The sequence below is a fragment of the Leclercia sp. LSNIH3 genome (genome assembly GCF_002935105.1).
Classification (GTDB): domain Bacteria; phylum Pseudomonadota; class Gammaproteobacteria; order Enterobacterales; family Enterobacteriaceae; genus Enterobacter; species Enterobacter adecarboxylatus.
Genome location: NZ_CP026387.1, coordinates 15,964 through 34,219, shown reverse-complemented (window position 1 = coordinate 34,219; position 18,256 = coordinate 15,964). Strand labels below are relative to the sequence as shown.

The 18,256-nt window shown below is 59.1% G+C and carries 16 protein-coding genes; 8 read left to right on the top strand and 8 right to left on the bottom strand.

Features of this window, described 5'->3' with window-relative positions; all coding sequences use genetic code 11:
* The first annotated feature begins 35 nt into the window (after nucleotides 1-35).
* The 6 genes from C3F35_RS00165 (at nucleotide 36) to mazF (ending at nucleotide 7,443) form a co-directional block, all read left to right on the top strand.
* Nucleotides 36-3,776, top strand: coding sequence for a nitrate reductase subunit alpha (locus C3F35_RS00165; RefSeq protein WP_103792340.1), 3,741 nt, complete (start codon nucleotides 36-38; stop codon nucleotides 3,774-3,776).
* On the top strand, nucleotides 3,773-5,317 hold the full coding sequence (gene narH, locus C3F35_RS00160; RefSeq protein ID WP_059307898.1) for a nitrate reductase subunit beta: 1,545 nt from the start codon (nucleotides 3,773-3,775) through the stop codon (nucleotides 5,315-5,317). Before C3F35_RS00165 ends, narH begins: the two co-directional genes overlap by 4 nt.
* Complete coding sequence (gene narW, locus C3F35_RS00155; protein WP_059307897.1) at nucleotides 5,317-6,012, top strand: nitrate reductase molybdenum cofactor assembly chaperone; 696 nt, start codon at nucleotides 5,317-5,319, stop codon at nucleotides 6,010-6,012. Before narH ends, narW begins: the two co-directional genes overlap by 1 nt.
* On the top strand, nucleotides 6,009-6,689 hold the full coding sequence (gene narI, locus C3F35_RS00150; protein ID WP_032618185.1) for a respiratory nitrate reductase subunit gamma: 681 nt from the start codon (nucleotides 6,009-6,011) through the stop codon (nucleotides 6,687-6,689). The genes narW and narI overlap by 4 nt, the downstream gene beginning before the upstream one ends.
* Nucleotides 6,690-6,868: 179 nt before the next feature.
* Nucleotides 6,869-7,117 carry an AbrB/MazE/SpoVT family DNA-binding domain-containing protein gene (locus C3F35_RS00145; protein WP_059307895.1) on the top strand — a complete coding sequence of 83 codons (249 nt, stop codon included), beginning with the start codon at nucleotides 6,869-6,871 and terminating at the stop codon, nucleotides 7,115-7,117.
* The gene (gene mazF, locus C3F35_RS00140; protein ID WP_103792339.1) at nucleotides 7,117-7,443 is read left to right on the top strand and encodes an endoribonuclease MazF; all 327 of its coding nucleotides are present in this window, start codon (nucleotides 7,117-7,119) and stop codon (nucleotides 7,441-7,443) included. The genes C3F35_RS00145 and mazF overlap by 1 nt, the downstream gene beginning before the upstream one ends.
* 88 nt (nucleotides 7,444-7,531) lie before the next feature.
* Here mazF and C3F35_RS00135 read toward each other — a convergent pair whose 3' ends face one another.
* The 5 genes from C3F35_RS00135 to C3F35_RS00115 all read right to left on the bottom strand — a co-directional run bounded on the left by C3F35_RS00135 (nucleotide 7,532) and on the right by C3F35_RS00115 (nucleotide 12,608).
* Nucleotides 7,532-7,981, bottom strand: coding sequence for a hypothetical protein (locus tag C3F35_RS00135; RefSeq protein WP_032618182.1), 450 nt, complete (start codon nucleotides 7,979-7,981; stop codon nucleotides 7,532-7,534).
* A 233-nt stretch (nucleotides 7,982-8,214) separates the two neighbouring features.
* Nucleotides 8,215-9,060, bottom strand: a complete 846-nt coding sequence (gene nhoA, locus C3F35_RS00130) for an N-hydroxyarylamine O-acetyltransferase (RefSeq protein ID WP_103792338.1) — start codon at nucleotides 9,058-9,060, stop codon at nucleotides 8,215-8,217.
* 196 nt (nucleotides 9,061-9,256) lie between these two features.
* On the bottom strand, nucleotides 9,257-10,888 hold the full coding sequence (locus tag C3F35_RS00125; RefSeq protein WP_371320492.1) for an ABC transporter permease: 1,632 nt from the start codon (nucleotides 10,886-10,888) through the stop codon (nucleotides 9,257-9,259).
* 62 nt (nucleotides 10,889-10,950) lie between these two features.
* Nucleotides 10,951-11,919 carry an ABC transporter substrate-binding protein gene (locus C3F35_RS00120; RefSeq protein ID WP_032618179.1) on the bottom strand — a complete coding sequence of 323 codons (969 nt, stop codon included), beginning with the start codon at nucleotides 11,917-11,919 and terminating at the stop codon, nucleotides 10,951-10,953.
* Nucleotides 11,916-12,608 carry an ABC transporter ATP-binding protein gene (locus C3F35_RS00115; RefSeq protein WP_103792336.1) on the bottom strand — a complete coding sequence of 231 codons (693 nt, stop codon included), beginning with the start codon at nucleotides 12,606-12,608 and terminating at the stop codon, nucleotides 11,916-11,918. Before C3F35_RS00115 ends, C3F35_RS00120 begins: the two co-directional genes overlap by 4 nt.
* 136 nt (nucleotides 12,609-12,744) lie before the next feature.
* Here C3F35_RS00115 and C3F35_RS00110 point away from each other — a divergent pair, with 136 nt between their 5' ends.
* On the top strand, nucleotides 12,745-13,320 hold the full coding sequence (locus C3F35_RS00110; protein WP_032618177.1) for a flavin reductase family protein: 576 nt from the start codon (nucleotides 12,745-12,747) through the stop codon (nucleotides 13,318-13,320).
* On the opposite strand, the gene C3F35_RS00105 is transcribed toward C3F35_RS00110, so the two are convergent.
* The 3 genes from C3F35_RS00105 to C3F35_RS00095 all read right to left on the bottom strand — a co-directional run bounded on the left by C3F35_RS00105 (nucleotide 13,314) and on the right by C3F35_RS00095 (nucleotide 17,050).
* Complete coding sequence (locus C3F35_RS00105) at nucleotides 13,314-13,931, bottom strand: trypsin-like peptidase domain-containing protein (RefSeq protein ID WP_103792335.1); 618 nt, start codon at nucleotides 13,929-13,931, stop codon at nucleotides 13,314-13,316. The genes C3F35_RS00110 and C3F35_RS00105 overlap by 7 nt on opposite strands.
* Nucleotides 13,932-13,945: 14 nt before the next feature.
* Complete coding sequence (fusA, locus tag C3F35_RS00100; protein ID WP_103792334.1) at nucleotides 13,946-16,048, bottom strand: elongation factor G; 2,103 nt, start codon at nucleotides 16,046-16,048, stop codon at nucleotides 13,946-13,948.
* Nucleotides 16,049-16,171: 123 nt separating this feature from the next.
* Nucleotides 16,172-17,050: an MBL fold metallo-hydrolase gene (locus C3F35_RS00095; protein ID WP_059307888.1), complete on the bottom strand. Its 879-nt coding sequence runs from the start codon at nucleotides 17,048-17,050 to the stop codon at nucleotides 16,172-16,174.
* Between the two features lie 120 nt (nucleotides 17,051-17,170).
* Between C3F35_RS00095 and C3F35_RS00090 the strand changes: the two genes are divergently transcribed.
* Nucleotides 17,171-18,106: a LysR family transcriptional regulator gene (locus C3F35_RS00090; protein ID WP_103792333.1), complete on the top strand. Its 936-nt coding sequence runs from the start codon at nucleotides 17,171-17,173 to the stop codon at nucleotides 18,104-18,106.
* Nucleotides 18,107-18,256 lie beyond the last annotated feature (150 nt).

Here is an 18,256-nt window from a genome sequence, read left to right as displayed (position 1 = left end):
CACGGGGCGGGAGTCGCCCCGTCAGGAGAAACGTCATGAGTAAATTGTTGGATCGCTTTCGTTATTTCAAACTAAAAGGCGAGACCTTCGCAGATGGGCACGGTCAGGTGATGCACACCAACCGCGACTGGGAGGACAGCTATCGCCAGCGATGGCAGTTTGACAAAATTGTGCGGTCCACTCACGGCGTGAACTGTACTGGCTCCTGTAGCTGGAAAATCTACGTCAAGAATGGCCTGGTCACCTGGGAAACCCAGCAGACCGACTACCCCCGCACCCGCCCTGACCTGCCGAACCATGAGCCGCGCGGCTGCCCGCGCGGGGCCAGCTACTCCTGGTATCTCTACAGCGCCAACCGCCTGAAATACCCGCTGGTACGCCGCAAGCTGATTGAGCTGTGGCGCGAGGCACTGGGCCAGCACAGCGATCCGGTGCTCGCCTGGAATGCCATCATGAATGACCCGCAAAAGAGCCAGAGCTATAAGCAGGCGCGCGGTCACGGTGGATTTATTCGTTCGAACTGGAAAGAGCTGAACCAGCTTATCGCCGCCGCCAACGTCTGGACCATCAAACACTACGGCCCTGACCGGGTGGCGGGCTTCTCGCCGATCCCGGCGATGTCGATGGTCTCTTACGCTGCGGGCACCCGCTATCTCTCCCTGCTGGGCGGGACCTGCCTGAGCTTCTATGACTGGTACTGCGACCTGCCCCCCGCCTCGCCGATGACCTGGGGGGAACAGACCGACGTGCCGGAATCCGCCGACTGGTACAATTCCAGCTATATCATCGCCTGGGGGTCGAACGTGCCGCAGACCCGTACCCCGGATGCCCACTTCTTTACCGAAGTGCGTTACAAAGGCACCAAAACCATCGCCATCACGCCTGACTTTTCGGAAGTGGCCAAACTCAGCGACCAGTGGCTGGCACCGAAACAGGGCACCGACAGCGCCCTGGCCATGGCAATGGGCCACGTGATCCTGAAAGAGTTTCACCTCGACAACCCGAGCGACTATTTCCTCAACTACTGCCGTCGCTACACCGATATGCCGATGCTGGTGATGCTCGATCCCCGCGACGATGGCAGCTACGTGCCGGGCCGGATGCTCCGCGCCTCCGACCTTGCCGACGGGCTGGGCGAAGCCAATAACCCGGAATGGAAAACCGTCGCCTTTACCTCCACGGGCGATCTGGTGGTGCCGAACGGCTCTATCGGCTTCCGCTGGGGTGAGAAAGGCAAATGGAACCTTGAACCGCTGGCGGCAGGCCAGGAAACCGACCTGGCGCTCTCTCTGCTGGGCACCCACGACACGGTCGCCGGAGTGGCTTTCCCCTACTTTGGCGGCAACGAAAACCCGCACTTCCGCAGCGTGAAGCAGGAGCCGGTGCTGGTGCGCCAACTGCCGGTAAAAACCCTGATCCTCGCCGATGGCCGACAGCTGCATGTTGCCAGCGTCTACGATCTGGTGCTGGCTAACTATGGTCTCGATCGGGGGCTGGAGGATGACCTTGCGGCAAAAGATTACGCCGAGATCAAAGCCTACACACCGGCCTGGGGGGAGCAGATCACCGGGGTGCCGCGTCGCCATATCGAGCAGATCGCCCGGGAGTTCGCCGACACGGCGCATAAAACCCATGGCCGGTCGATGATTATTCTCGGTGCCGGGGTGAACCACTGGTATCACATGGACATGAACTATCGCGGGATGATCAACATGCTGGTCTTCTGCGGCTGCGTGGGCAAAAGCGGCGGGGGCTGGTCGCACTATGTCGGCCAGGAGAAGCTGCGTCCGCAAACCGGCTGGCTGCCGCTGGCCTTTGCCCTCGACTGGAACCGTCCGCCGCGCCAGATGAACAGCACCTCGTTCTTCTACAACCATGCCAGCCAGTGGCGCTATGAAAAACTCACGGCCCAGGAACTGCTCTCCCCGCTGGCCGATGCCTCGAAGTTCACCGGCCATTTGATCGACTTTAACGTGCGTGCCGAACGCATGGGCTGGCTGCCGTCTGCGCCTCAGCTGAACCTTAACCCGCTGCACATTAAGGCCCAGGCGGATGCCGTTGGCATGTCGCCGCAGGAGTACACCACCCAGGCGCTGCGATCCGGCGATATCCGTATGGCCTGCGAACAGCCGGACAGCGGCAACAACCACCCGCGTAACCTGTTTGTCTGGCGCTCTAACCTGCTCGGCTCCTCCGGGAAAGGCCATGAGTACATGCTTAAATACCTGCTGGGCACCGAAAGCGGCATTCAGGGCGACGATCTCGGCACGACGGACGACGTGAAGCCGGAAGAGGTGGAGTGGCAGACAGCCGCCATCGAGGGCAAGCTGGATCTGTTGGTGACGCTGGATTTCCGCATGTCCAGCACCTGTCTGTTCTCGGATATCGTTCTGCCGACTGCCACCTGGTATGAGAAAGACGATATGAATACCTCGGATATGCATCCGTTTATTCACCCGCTCTCTGCCGCAGTGGACCCGGCCTGGGAGTCACGCAGCGACTGGGAGATCTACAAGGGCATCGCCAAAGCTTTCTCTGAGGTCTGCGTCGGCCACCTGGGTAGCGAAACCGACGTGGTATTGCAGCCCCTGCAACACGACTCCCCGGCGGAACTGTCGCAGCCGTTCGACATTGCCGACTGGCGCAAGGGCGAATGCGATCTGATCCCCGGCAAAACCGCGCCGAACATCGCCGTGGTGGAGCGAAACTACCCGGAAACTTACGAGCGCTTTACCGCCCTCGGGCCGCTGCTGGACAAGCTCGGCAATGGCGGGAAAGGCATCTCGTGGAACACCCAGGATGAGGTCGATTTCCTCGGCAAGCTGAACTATGTGAAGCTCGATGGCCCGGCGAAAGGCCGTCCGCGCATCGATACGGCAATCGACGCCTCGGAGGTGATCCTCGCCCTCGCCCCGGAAACCAACGGTCAGGTGGCGGTCAAAGCCTGGGAGGCGCTGGCCGAATTTACCGGCCGCGAGCACATCCATCTGGCGCTGAACAAGGAAGACGAGAAGATCCGCTTCCGCGATATTCAGGCCCAGCCGCGCAAAATCATCTCCAGCCCAACCTGGTCCGGCATTGAGAGCGAACATGTTTCCTACAACGCTGGCTACACCAACGTCCATGAGCTGATCCCGTGGCGCACCCTCTCCGGGCGGCAGCAGTTGTATCAGGATCACACGTGGATGCGCGCCTTTGGCGAGAGTCTGGTGGCCTATCGTCCGCCGATTGATACCCGCAGCGTGACCCACATGCGCGAGATCCCGCCGAACGGCTTCCCGGAGAAGGCGCTCAACTTCCTGACCCCGCATCAGAAATGGGGGATTCACTCCACCTACAGCGAAAACCTGCTGATGCAGACCCTGTCGCGCGGCGGGCCGATTGTCTGGATCAGCGAAACCGACGCCCGCGAGCTGGGCATCGAAGACAACGACTGGATCGAGTGCTTTAACGCCAACGGCGCCCTCACCGCCCGCGCGGTGGTCAGCCAGCGCGTGCCGCCAGGCATGACCATGATGTACCACGCCCAGGAGCGCATCCTGAACATTCCAGGTTCAGAGGTGACCGGACGGCGCGGCGGGATTCATAACTCGGTGACGCGCGTCTGTCCGAAGCCGACGCACATGATTGGCGGCTACGCCCAGCTGGCGTACGGCTTTAACTACTACGGCACCGTCGGGTCGAACCGCGATGAATTCATCATGATCCGCAAGATGAAAAACATTAACTGGCTGGATGGCGAAGGTCGGGATCAGGTACAGGAGGCGAAAAAATGAAAATACGCTCACAGGTTGGCATGGTCCTCAATCTCGATAAATGCATTGGCTGTCACACCTGCTCGGTGACCTGCAAAAACGTCTGGACCGGGCGCGAAGGCATGGAGTACGCCTGGTTTAACAACGTCGAAACCAAGCCCGGCATCGGCTATCCGAAAAACTGGGAGGATCAGGAAGCCTGGCAAGGCGGCTGGATCCGCAGTATTACCGGCAAGCTGACCCCGCGTCTCGGCGGCAAGCTGGGGGTGCTGTCGAAAATCTTCGCCAACCCGCAGATGCCGCAGATTGACGACTATTACGAACCCTTCACCTTCGACTACCAGGATCTGCACCGCGCCCCGGAGGGTAACCACCTGCCCACCGCCCGCCCGCGCTCGCTGATTGACGGCAAGCGCATGGACAAGATCACGTGGGGGCCAAACTGGGAAGAGCTACTCGGCGGCGAGTTTGAAAAGCGCGCCCGGGACCGTAACTTCGACCGGATGCAGAAGGAGATGTACGGCCAGTTTGAAAACACCTTCATGATGTATCTCCCGCGCTTGTGCGAACACTGCCTCAACCCGAGTTGCGCAGCGACCTGCCCGAGCGGGGCGATCTACAAGCGTGAAGAAGACGGCATCGTGCTGATCGACCAGGACAAATGCCGCGGCTGGCGTCTGTGCATCAGCGGCTGCCCGTACAAAAAAATCTACTTCAACTGGAAGAGCGGCAAGTCGGAAAAATGCATCTTCTGCTATCCACGTATTGAATCCGGCCAGCCTACCGTCTGCTCAGAAACCTGTGTCGGACGCATCCGCTACCTGGGCGTGCTGCTCTATGACGCAGACCGTATCGAGGAGGCGGCCAGCACCGAACACGAAACCGATCTCTATGAGCGTCAGTGCGATGTGTTCCTGGATCCGCACGACCCGGCCATCATCGAAGAGGCGGTTAAGCAAGGGATCCCGCAGAACGTGATTGACGCGGCGCAGCGCTCACCGGTCTACAAGCTGGCGATGGACTGGAAGCTGGCCCTGCCTCTTCACCCGGAGTACCGCACCCTGCCGATGGTCTGGTATGTGCCGCCGCTGTCGCCGATCCAGTCTTACGCCGACGCTGGTGGCCTGCCGCAGACCGACAGCATCCTCCCGGCGGTCGAAAGCCTGCGCATTCCGGTGCAGTATCTGGCGAATATGCTCAGCGCGGGGGATACCGGCCCGGTGCTGCGCGCCCTGAAACGCATGATGGCGATGCGCCACTACAAACGTTCCCAGACCGTGGAAGGCGTGACCGACACCCGCGCCATTGAGGAAGTGGGCCTGAGCGTCGAACAGGTCGAGGAGATGTACCGCTATCTCGCTATCGCCAACTACGAAGACCGCTTTGTGATCCCCACCAGCCACCGGGAAATGGCCCGCGACGCCTTCCCGGAGAAAAACGGCTGCGGCTTTACCTTTGGTGACGGCTGCCACGGCTCCGACACCAAATTCAACCTGTTCAACAGCAGCCGCATCGATGCCATCAACATCACCGAGGTGCGTGAACATGGGGAGGGAGACTAATGCAGATCCTCAAAATTATTGCCCTGCTGATTGAGTACCCGGACGAGGCGCTGTGGGAGAGCCGCGACGAGGCGCTCGCCCTGGTGACGCAGGATGCGCCCATGCTGCTGCCATTTGCGCAGCAGTATCTTAGCGCCCCGCTGCTCGACCAACAGGCTTCCTGGTGCGAAGTGTTCGAGCGCGGACGCGCCACCTCGCTGCTGCTGTTCGAACATGTCCATGCCGAATCACGGGATCGCGGCCAGGCGATGGTTGACCTGATGAACCAGTACGAGCAGGCCGGGCTGCAGCTCGACTGCCGCGAACTGCCGGACTATCTGCCGCTCTATCTGGAGTATTTAAGTATCTTGCCTGACGCGCAGGCCCGGGAGGGGTTGCAGAACGTCGCGCCCATTCTGGCGCTGATTGGCGGGCGGCTGAAACAGCGTCAGGTGGCTCACTATCAGCTGTTCGACGCCCTGCTGAGGTTTGCAGGCAGCAAGCTCTCAAGTGACAGTGTCACGCAGCAGGTGGCGGGCGAAAAACGGGATGACACCCGCCAGGCGCTGGATGCGGTCTGGGAAGAGGAGCAAGTGAAGTTTATTGAAGATAACGCGACGGCCTGCGACAGCTCGCCCATGCAGCAATATCAACGACGCTTTAGCCAGGACGTCGCGCCGCAGTACGTGGACGTCAGTGCCGGAGGCCCAAAATGACACACCATCTGAACGTCTTTTTCTTCGACATTTACCCCTACATCTGCGCCGCGGTGTTTTTCCTCGGCAGCTGGCTGCGGTACGACTACGGCCAGTACACCTGGCGCGCATCCTCCAGCCAGTTGCTGAGCAAGCGCGGCATGAACTGGGGTTCCAACCTGTTCCACATCGGTATTCTGGGGATTTTCTTCGGACATCTGTTCGGCATGTTAACCCCGCACTGGATGTACGCCTGGTTCCTGCCGATGGCGGTCAAACAGCAGCTGGCGATGATTGCCGGGGGGATCTGCGGCGTGCTGACCCTGATTGGCGGCTCGATGCTGTTGTATCGTCGCCTGTTCAACCAGCGGGTGCGCGCCACCTCCACGACGCCGGATATCATCATCATGAGTATTCTGCTGACCCAGTGCGTGCTCGGCCTGACCACCATCCCGTTTTCGGCGCAATACCCGGACGGCAGCGAAATGCTGAAGCTGGTCGGCTGGGCGCAGGGAATCTTTACCTTCCGCGGTGGTTCGTCTGAGATGCTGACCGGCGTGGCCTTTATCTTCCGCGTTCATCTGGTGCTGGGGATGACTATTTTCCTGATCTTCCCCTTCACCCGCCTGGTCCACGTCTGGAGCGCGCCGTTTGAGTACATCACCCGGCGCTATCAGCTGGTGAGATCCAGAAGGTAGGCCCGAGCCATGCCGGGTAACGGCTACGCCTTACCCGGCTTACGGAACCGCCCCACCCAGCCGGGCAGGCGCATGCGTCGCCCGGCGTTTCCACTTCGCCACTGTATCGACAATGTTGACACATAAAATCCCCACCCTTTATGATGACGATACTTTGTATCGACATCTGGAGTCTTTTTATGCCGCAAGTCACCGTCAAAAAATGGGGTAACAGCCCTTCTGTCAGGCTGCCTGTCGCAGTTATGCGCGAGGCTGAATTGCACGTTGACGATGTGGTGAACGTTAACGTAGACGAAGAAGGACGCATTATTTTGACCCCCGTCAGGAAGGACGAACCGACGCTGGAATCACTGCTCGCTGCGATCACCGACGACAATCTGCATCACGAAGTCACCTTTGGAGAACCGCAAGGTAAGGAGCTGTTGTAATGGACTACATCCCGGAAGCGGGCGATATCGTCTGGCTGGATTTTGATCCGCAGTCAGGTCATGAACAGGCAGGCCATCGCCCTGCGCTGGTTGTTTCCCCCGCCACTTACAATGGACGCACCGGTCTGATGCTCTGCTGTCCAGTCACGTCGCAAATCAAAAACTACCCCTTCGAAGTTGTCATTAGCGGAGCACGCCGCAATGTCGCCCTCGCCGATCAGATCAAAAGTCTGGACTGGCGGGCGCGTCACGCAGTGAAAAAGGGAACGGCAACTGCCGAAGAACTGGATGCCGTGAGAATGCGGGCGAAGGTTTTGATCGGCTAACAGAGAGGGGCTTAGGCCCCTTCCCGTTTTATTTTCCCCCTGTGGAAGAGCACGATACTGCGCCCGCCGCCCGTGCATAGTAAATAGACTAAAGACCAGGCAAACTACCGTTAATCACGGAAAAAATCAGGAAAAGCAGAAGAATGGCGCAAATTATCCCAATACCAAACAGGGCCACGTGAAACATCAGCGTTCCTCCTCCGAATGCTAACGCGCCCGCAATCCCCCAGCGATTTTCTTTGCGCATACCGCCGATAAACGCGAGCACCAGCCCAGCGATGGCAAGGATAATCCCGCCATTATTGAGAAGCCGATCAATATCCAGGGTACTGTTTTCTGCGGGCGCAGGCGTCTTCCCCGTTATGCCAGCAATAATGCCTTCTTTAACGGCAGCAACCTGTTCAGCCACTACCGTTTCAAGACGTGGCGGTGGGGAAGAAAAAGGCCCAAAAGAGAAATGCACAATCCCAAGCACCAGGGCGATAGCGCCCAGCAGCATGCCGAACGAACTGAATTTATTCTGTGACAAGATTTCCATATCAATATGCTCTGAGTTAATGAGTGAAGATGTTCCGATAGGTTATCCACCGGGCATTATTCTATATAACATCAGCAACATGCGAAGGGATTGTCGTTGTAAGTCCTGGTCTATACATTCTGCGCTTCACGCAGTGAAAAAGGGAACGGCAACTGCCGAAGAACGGGATGCCGTGAGAATGCGGGCGAAGGTTTTGATCGGCTAACTGAGAGGGGCTTACGCCCCTTCCCGTTTTATTTTCCCGCCTGCGGATGGGTTTCAAACCCGGCCATCACCGCCGTCAGTTCTGCCAGTGAAAAACCGTGTTTCGGATCGTCCACCCCAAGCCCAAACCGTTCCTGCATCAGCTGATATAACGCTTCTGCATCAGGGAGGTTGCGCTGCTCAATCACCTGCCCGTTCTGCCAGTGGGTAAAGTGCAGGTTGGTGAGGGTCAGCTTGCCGCCGTCCGGCAGATGCCGACACATCAACAAATGATGACGAAAATGGGACTGCGGCCAGTGCGCTGACCAGAAGTTGCCCATCACGTAATCGTTTTGATACTGGGCGGCGAGATCGAAGTGATACATCGACTGCCAGTGTTCGTGATGGCGGAACTGGAGCACCCAGTCGAGACCATCGTTAATCAGCCGGTAGAGCCCGTGCGGTGTCGCCTGCTCCTTCTCGGCGATCAACTGAATCGGTGCGGTCAACGTCTGTCCGCCAAAGCCGACATCGGCAATCCAGCGTTCGCCATTTAGCTCAACCAGCAGCAGACGATGGGTGCGCGGCGGCATTTGGGGTGGGTTCGCCATCACTACCCGACCCAGCAGGCTGCGGACGTTAAACCCTACCTCACGCAGCACCCGCTCAAAAAGACCGTTTTGCTCAAAGCAATAACCTCCGCGGCGGCCGGTGACCAGCTTATCCACCAGGGATTGATCGTCGAGCTGGATCTCCCGCGGCAGCACCACGTCAATATTTTCAAACGGGATGGTGCTGTTGTGTTGCAGGTGCAGCGCCCGCAGGGTCTCTATATCCACAGAAACCGGCTGCTGCCAGCCGGTGCGGGCGAAATACTCGGTTAAAAACGGGGTCATGGTTGGCTCCTTTAACAATTCGTCCTTATCTTTACGCAAAACCATTCAAGTTGCATCAAGGCGGCAAGACTGAGAACGCCCGGGCGCTGACGTAAGTAAGCGACCGGGGTGAGCAGACGCAGCCAACGCAGAGGCAGCGTGAAGGATGAAGTGTTTATAACCTATTTTTCGCCTGCGACTGTTTCAAAAGTGCTTTTTAACCGCGCGTGGTGCGTTGCATGATCCCCAGCGCCGTCAGCATCAATACCAGCCCGGTAAGCAGCGTCAGGGTAGCCATTGCCATGCCCTGCCCGACGGATCCCTGCTCAAATTGCCGCCAGATAAACACCGACACGGTTTGCGTGCCCGCAGGGGCCAGCAGCAGCGAGGTGACCAGCTCGCGCGAGGCAATGGCAAACACCATCAGCATGGCCGCCAGCATGGCCGGAGAGACCAGCGGCAGGACGATAAAACGCAACGCCTGCAGCGCCGACGCGCCATGTACTCGGGCGGCAGGCTCCAGATTCCCTCCTAGCTGGCGCAGCGCGCTACCGACATAGCGTACCGGCCACGGCAGTAGCAGGCAGCAATACGACAGCAGCAGGATCGCCCAGCTGTTGTAAGGAGACACCGGCCAGAAGGGCTGATTCCACAGCAGGATCAACCCTACCCCCACCACGACGCCGGGTAACGCAGCGGGCATCAGCGACAGGGCATCCACCAGCCCGTGGCCCTTAATCTTCTGCACCACCACCAGCCATGCAGCAAGCAGGCCGAGCAAGCCGGTGATGCAGGCCGCCCCCAGCGCCAGCGACAGGCTGGTGCCCAGCGCCGACAGCGCATCCCCCTGCTGACTGAACAGCGCCGCATAATGGGAAGCGGTCAGATTGGCGAGAGACACCCCGCCCGACAAGGTGCCCAGCACCCCGGATAAGGCCATCGAGGCACCCGGCAGGATCACCGCGACAAACCCGGTCAACCCCAGCAGCGCCACTATCGGCAGGGTAAAGCTCCCCGCATCCGCGCCCATGTTCTCTGTCGGCTTGCCGGTAATACTGGTCACATCCTGATTACCGGTCAGTTTTTTCTGTAGCCACCAGGCGCTGAGTGCAAGGGTCACCAGCACCACGGAGAGCATCGACGCACCGGAGAGATCGATCGGCCATTCCGCCAGCTTTTTCTCGATATCGGTAGTCAGCATCAACACCCCGGCGCGGGTGCCAAGTGCGGCGGGCACGCCATACTCCTCAATCGCCAGAGTGAAGGCCAGCAGCATCCCGGCCGCCAGCGACGGCGAAAGCATCGGCAGCGTGATATGCCAGAACGCCCGTCCGGGGCTGGCCCCGTGAACCCGGGCCACCAGCGCCAGACGTTGTCCGCTGGCCAGCAGGCTGCGCGATACCGCGAAATAGACCACCGGGAAGATATTCAGCGCCATCACCAGCACAATCCCGGTCTGGCTGAACAACACATCATTGAGGTTGAAGCCGGTGAGCTGTTGTAGATAGCCGTTGGTTTGCAGCACCAGCATCCACGACAGCGCGGCAATATAGGGCGGGGTTAAAAATGGGATCAGAAACAGCAGATCCCACAGCCGGGGCAGCGGCAGATTCAACAGCCCGCGCGCCACGCCAAGGGGAAAGCCAATCAAGGCGCTCACCAGGGCCACACCAACCCCAACCTGTAGCGTGCCGCCCAGCATGGTGGGCAACTGCGGCTCGGCCAGCAGCGTAGCGACGCCGCTCAAGGCACCCGAGAACACCCCGGCGCTGAACTGCGGAAACACCGCCTGTAGCAAGATAAACGCCAGCGGAAACGCCACCAGGATCACCAGTAGCGCCAGCGTCATCACCGACAAGAATTTAGGATTCACAAAGCAGTCCTGAAGACGGGGTTGCCCCCGTCACGTGATTATAAGGTGAAGAGCGTATTGAAACGCTTGAGGATATCGCTGCGTTCGCTGGTGCCGTCACTGTTGGTCGGCAGGATTTTCAGGTCGTTGAGCAGCGGACGCTTAGCCTGTACGTCGCCGCGGGCTGGCATCAGCCAGGCATCGGCCACCATCGCCTGGCCTTCTGGCGACAGGACGTAATCGACGAAGGCTTTCGCATCATCCGCATGCTGGGTAGATTTGAGGATCATCATCGGACGCGGGGCCATCACCGTGCCGCTGGCCGGGAAAATCACCTTCAGGGATTCACCCTGGCTGATGTTGCCATAGGAGACATAATCCACCGCGCCGAACACCGCCGCTTTCGCCCCCTGCATGACCGGCGTCACCGCCTGAGCATTCGGGCCGCTCACCACCATGCCGTTCTTCTTGAGATCCTCAAACAGGGTCCAGGCCTTATCGCCCATGCCATTTTGCAGACCGATCAGCAGATCGAGCGAAGCACCGGACAGCGCCGGGTCCGGGGTGGTGACTTTGTCTTTAAATGCGTCAGTGGTCAGATCGCGCCACTCTTTCGGCTCAGGGGTGCCGCTTTTGGTGTTCCAGACGATGCCTAACGCTGAGACGCCCTGCGCCACAAAGTCGTCTGATTTCAGGTCTGCGGGCACGTTCGCCGCATTGGCGCTCTGGTACGGCAGCAGCCAGCCGCGGTTGTGCAGATCTTCCGCGGTATCCCAGGAGGCGGAAATCAAAATATCGGCCTGCGGATTAGCCTGTTCCGCTTCGAGGCGGGCCATCACTTTGCCGGTGGTCGCCTGGAAGATATCCACCTTGACGCCGGTTTTCTTTTCAAAGCCGCTGGCAAGGCTTTTGGCGAGCGATCCCGGGCCTGCGGTGTAGACGGTCAGCGCGTGTGCGCTGGACATCATAACGGACGATAACGCCATGGCTAACAGCACTCCTTTTTTTACGGACATTGCAGCTTTCATGCGAACTCCCCTGAGGATGTAATCAAACGATCGGCAGCGACGCTGCCAGCAGACAAATGCACGATGCGATCGGCCAGGATTTCAGCCTCCCGGCGGTCGTGGGTAACATAGACGGCGGTGGTACCGAGCTGGCGCAGCAGCGTGGCCATCTCGTGACACAAGGTTCCACGCAGTTCGCTGTCGAGGTTGGAGAGCGGCTCGTCAAACAGCAGTACCCGCGGTTCGGCGACAATCGCCCGGGCCAGCGCCACGCGCTGTTGCTGCCCGCCGGACAATCCTGCGGGTTTGCGGTCGGCGAACTCGCTTAAACCCACGCGCGCCAGTGCCTGCGCGCCCCGGCGATCGCACTCCTGACGCGGGATATGGCGCATCTTCAGCGGGAACATCACATTCTGTGCCACGGTCATGTGCGGCCAGAGGGCGTAATCCTGGAACACCATGCCGATGTCCCGGGCTTCCGGCGGTAGCGCCCAGCCCGTTTTCGCCACCAGACGGTCGCCGAAATGGATCGCCCCCTCCGCAGGCTGGGTTAACCCTGCCAGCAGACGCAAAAGCGTACTTTTGCCGCAGCCCGACGGCCCCAGCAGCGCAACCACGCTACCCGGCTCGATATGCAGATCGATTTGATTCAAAACGGTATTCGCGCCAAAAGCGTACGAGACGCCGTTGAGCGTTATGGAAGTGAGCATATTGTTATCCTCTTTGGGATTTGATGCTCGCCACTGTAGGCAGCTTATGTGACGAATACATGACGTAAATGTTGCGTATTGATTTCCGATGGCTTTCAGACGTTTAATGCTCTGACCCGTTCTGTGAGGAATTTCTATGAGCCACTTCCGCCCCGTTGAGTTAATGCACGCCAGCCGTCTGTTAAATCATGGCCCCACGGTGTTGATCACCAGCCGCGACGACACCCTTGACCGGCGCAATGTGATGGCCGCGGCCTGGTCAATGCCGGTGGAGTTCGAACCGCCGCGCATCGCCATCGTGGTGGATAAAAGCACCTGGTCGCGGGAGCTGATTGAGCGCAGCGGCATGTTCGGGATCGTCATTCCCGGCGTGGCGGCTGCCAACTGGACCTGGGCGGTCGGCAGCGTCAGCGGCCGGGATGAGGATAAATTCAACTGCTACGGTATTCCGGTCATCAATGGCCCGGTGCTGGGCCTGCCGGTTGTGGAAGAGAAGTGTCTGGCGTGGATGGAGTGCCGTCTGCTGCCCGCAACCCCGGCAGCAGAAAAGTATGACACCCTGTTTGGTGAAGTGGTCTCTGCCGCGGCGGATGAACGGGCGTTTGTCGCCGGGCGCTGGCAGTTTGACGACGATAAGCTTAATACCCTGCACCACCTGGGCGCGGGCACCTTTGTGACCAGCGGCAGGCAGGTAAAAGCGCCGGGTCAGTAGGTTTTATAGGGGATCCGCATCCGGTCCAGCAGGTTGGTAAAATCCTGCACCGCGATAAAGACTACGGCCCCTTTGCCCGGGATCACGTTGGTAATGATCCCCACCGTCTCCCCGGTCAGGCTGTCCACTACCGGCCCGCCGGACATGCCGGATACCGCCCCCGCCCCGGTGATGACACCGTAGTAGCAGCCGTCACGCTTTACGAAACCGTCAATCTTGCCCATGCTGGATTTTGGCAGGCTGTTGATAGCGCTGTAGCCGAACAGGGTCACGTTGCGTCCGGCTCTGGCATAGGCCAATTGATGCACGATCTTGCCCCGGTTGTTATCGCCAATCACCGCCACATCACAGAGGGGATGTTGCGCCTTAATGGACTTCAGCAACGGCACCGCGACGTGGGCGGCAGTAAGCGACAGGGTACTTGAGACCGGAAAGGTGGTGCCCTGCATCCCCGCCGCAAGCCAGTTCAACGGCGCAGGCAGGCCAATAAACACCAAATCTGCCTGCCTGGTGGCGGTAAAGTCGGTGCGGCTGGTGCCGGACATTACCACACACCCAAGCAGTGTCAGGGAGGCCATGAGCGCAGCGAGGGCAAGATGCGGACGCTTCATGGTTCACTCCGGGGCTACTTTTTCGATCGCCCGGCGATGATATCATCCGCCACGATACGCGGCGCTTCGGCGTAATGGTGGAACTCCATGCTGTACGTCGCCCTCCCCTGGGACATGGATCGCAGCGTGGTGGCGTAACCGAACATCTCAGCCAGCGGCACGTCGGCGCGGATAATCTGACTGCCGAACCGCTCCTCCATCCCCTGCACCAGGCCGCGGCGGGAGGAGAGATCCCCCATAATGTTACCGGCATACTCTTCCGGGGTTTCGACCTCGACGTGCATCATCGGCTCGAGGATCACCGGGTCGGCTTTGCGCGCCGCATCCTTAAAGCCGAAGATGGCCGCCATGCGGAAGGCCATCTCTGAGGAGTCAACGTCGTGGTAGGAGCCAAAGGTCAGGGTTGCTTTGACATCCACCACCGGGTAGCCCGCCAGCACGCCGCTGTTCATCGCCTCCCGCAGCCCCTTCTCCACCGACGGAATATACTCCCGCGGCACCACCCCGCCTTTGGTGGCATCGACAAAGGTAAAACCGCTGCCTGGTTCCTGCGGTTCGAGACTCAGCACCACATGGCCATACTGCCCTTTGCCGCCGGACTGGCGAACGAACTTGCCCTCGATATCGCTCACCCCTTTGCGGATGGTTTCCCGGTAGGTCACCTGTGGACGGCCAATATTGGCCTCGACGCCGAACTCACGCCGCATACGGTCAACGATAATCTCCAGATGCAGCTCGCCCATCCCGGAGATGATGGTCTGGCCGGACTCTTCGTCGGTATGCAGGTGAAAGGAGGGATCTTCTGCCGCCAGACGGTGCAGCGCGATGCCCATTTTCTCCTGGTCGGCTTTAGTTTTTGGTTCGATGGAGAGCGAGATCACCGGATCCGGGAACTCCATCCGCTCGAGGGTGATCACCGCGCCGGGGTCTGTCAGGGTATCCCCGGTGGTGACATCTTTTAGCCCCACGCAGGCGGCGATATCCCCGGTGCGTAACTCCTCGACGTCATGACGGTCGTTGGCATGCATCAGCACGATGCGCCCGATGCGCTCTTTCTTACCCTTAACCGGGTTAAACACCGCGTCGCCTTTTTTTAACACCCCGGAGTAGACGCGGATAAAAGTCAGCTGGCCGACGTAGGGGTCGGACATCAGCTTGAACGCCAGCGCGGAGAAGGGTTCGTCATCGTTGGGATGACGCTCGGCGTGCTGCCCTTTCTCATCCACCCCGTCGATGGCGGGCACGTCGAGAGGTGACGGCATCAACTCAATCACCGCATCCAGCATTCGCTGCACCCCTTTGTTTTTAAAGGCGCTGCCACACAGCATCGGCTGGATCTCCCCGGCAACCGTGCGCTGACGCAAGCCACGGATGATTTCCGCGTCGTCCAAGGCGCTGGTTTCAAGGTATTTATCCATCAGATCGTCGCTGGCTTCCGCTGCCGCCGAAACCATTTTTTCCCGCCACGTCTGCGCGGTAGCCAGCAGGTCATCCGGCACCGGGGCATAGTTAAAGGTCATCCCCTGGGTAGCATCATCCCAGATAATGGCCCGCATCTTGATCAGATCGACCACGCCCGTGAAATGATCTTCGGCCCCAATGGGGATCACAATCGGCACCGGGTGGGCTTTCAGCCGGTCTATCATCATCTGCACCACGTGGAAAAAATCGGCCCCCGGACGGTCCATCTTATTGACGAAGGCGATACGCGGCACACGGTACTTATTGGCCTGCCGCCAGACGGTTTCCGACTGCGGCTGCACGCCGCCCACCGAGTCGTAGACCATCACGGCTCCGTCCAGCACCCGCATGGAGCGCTCCACTTCGATGGTGAAATCGACGTGCCCGGGGGTATCGATAATATTGATGTGGTGCGGTTCATAACCGAGATCCATCCCGGACCAGAAGCAGCTTACCGCCGCAGAGGTGATAGTAATGCCCCGCTCCTGCTCCTGCGCCATCCAGTCGGTGATCGCCGCGCCATCGTGGACCTCCCCCAGCTTGTGGCTCACCCCGGTGTAAAACAGGATGCGCTCGGTGGTGGTGGTTTTACCGGCATCAATATGTGCCGAGATGCCGATGTTGCGATAACGCTCAAGAGGAATAGACCGGATCATGATGCATCCTTATGTAATGGACACGACAATCACGCGCTGGGGTAGCGCGTGCAGGTATGTAGATCAGTGTAGTGCCCTGACAACAGGGGGACGGGTGATTCTGCGGTCGAAGAGTAGAGAGAATCAGACCACCGGAGACCAGCCGTCATAGTGGAGCGTAAACTGTTGTGCCGCCGCCTGTTTCACCGTGGCAGTGATGGGCGCATTGAAATGCATGCCTGAGACGATGAGTTTATCTGTCGCCACGCGCTCCAGAAGACGTTTGCGGGTGGCTGCCGCTGCCGCCGGATCGCTGTCAAAGGCGATGGTCACGTCCGGGTGTTCAACCTGAATATGTGGGAAATGGACAATATCACCCCAGATGAGAAGGGATTCTTTCTCGTCCCCTATAACGTAGCCGCTGTGCCCGGGCGTATGCCCCGGCAGTGCCACCGCCTGTATTCCCGGCAGGATATCATCGTGTTTGAACGGAACCAGTTTCTGTTCGTAGGCCGTAAAAGCATTTTGCGCCAGCGCGAAAGCGGGCTTGAAACCCTCCGGGGCAGAAGCCTGTAGTGTTTTATTGCGCCAGAAAGCCAGCTCATCCTGATGAACAAAGAGCCGCTCCACATTGCGGAAGTGTGGCGTCTGTAACGGGCCAGCCAGACCGCCAATATGGTCAGGATGCGCATGGGTGAGCAGGATCGTATCAATTTGCAGCGGATCAATTCCTGCTGCTGCCAGCGCCACGGGCAGTCGTCCGCCCCAGCCCTTGAAGTTACCCGCCCCACTGTCGACCAGGATCGTCTGCTTACCGTTCTGAATTACGTAGACGTTGATATTCATTCGCGGCAGCGCCGATACTCCCCGCTGCTGCAGGACCGCTTCCGCTTGTGAACCGGTGATACCGGATAACAGTTCAAATGAAGCATCCAGATAGCCATCGCTCACCAGGGTGACCAGGGTATCACCCACTTGTTTGCGATTGACTGCGGGTGCTTGGTAATTGTGAAATATCGACATGTCATGACCTCATTGCGTTGGATGACATCAGGATAAGTATTTGCTGGTACAGTAAAAAGTGGCTTTTTCGTATTACACTGTTATCCATTGAGAAACAATCCCACCAAAAGGCTGAAGACGATGAGCGCCAGGATGTTTGAACGGATGAACATATTTGTGGAGGTTGCCGAACAGGGCAGCTTTACCCGGGCGGCAGACAGACTACAGCTTCATCGTCCTGCCGTCACCAAAGCCCTGCAACAGTTGGAAGACGAACTGGGGACAAAACTCCTTCACCGGACCACCAGCAAAATTAGCCTCACCTCTGAAGGGGAGCTTTTTTTTCAGCGAGCTAAAGTCTTACTGCATGAAGTAGACGACGTGCTGGCTTTCTTCTCGCCCACGCGTCCTCCCCGTGGTCGGCTGCGAGTCGATACGCCGCTGTCGCTGGCCCATGCGGTGCTGATCCCTGCGCTCTCCGGGTTTCAGGAAAAATACCCGGATATTGAACTGGAACTGACCTCCTCAGATCACCGCGTCGATATGGTGGCAGAAGGGATCGACTGCGTGATCCGCCTTGGGGAGTTACAGGACTCGACGCTCATCTCCCGGCGTCTGGGTGATGCGCGACTGGTCACCTGCGCGGCGCCCGCTTACCTGGAAAAACACGGCACGCCTACAACCCCTGACGATCTGGCGGGACATAAAGCCGTAATGTTCTTTTCCGGTCAGAGCCGTGCGGTGATGGACTGGCGCTTTATGCAGGACGGCACGCCGGTGATTGTGCGCCCCGCACGAACCATGCTGGTGGATAATTCGGATATCTTGCTCTCGTGCGGGCTTGCCGGCCTGGGAATGTTGCAGGGCATCCGTGCGATTCTGGCTCCGCATCTGGAGTCTGGCAGGCTGGTTGAGGTCCTTACCAGCTACACCACCGTCACTAAACCTATCTCAGTGCTTTATCCCGATCGCCGCTACCTTGCCCCCAAAGTGAGAGTCTTTATCGACTGGTTAAGGGCGCTTTTTGCCGACAATAGCGCCCAACTGCATGGATTGTTACCCCCAGGGAAACAGTGAAGTTCCGCGTGAGCGGTTTTTCCCACGAATGCTGCCCGGTACAGTTTGACCTTTAATTTGTCCGTTACGTCATTCGAGGTGAGAAATGTCAAAAATAGTCATGTTCAACCAGACGGGTAGCGGCTTCGCTTCGCCCGGCCTGCAGCACGT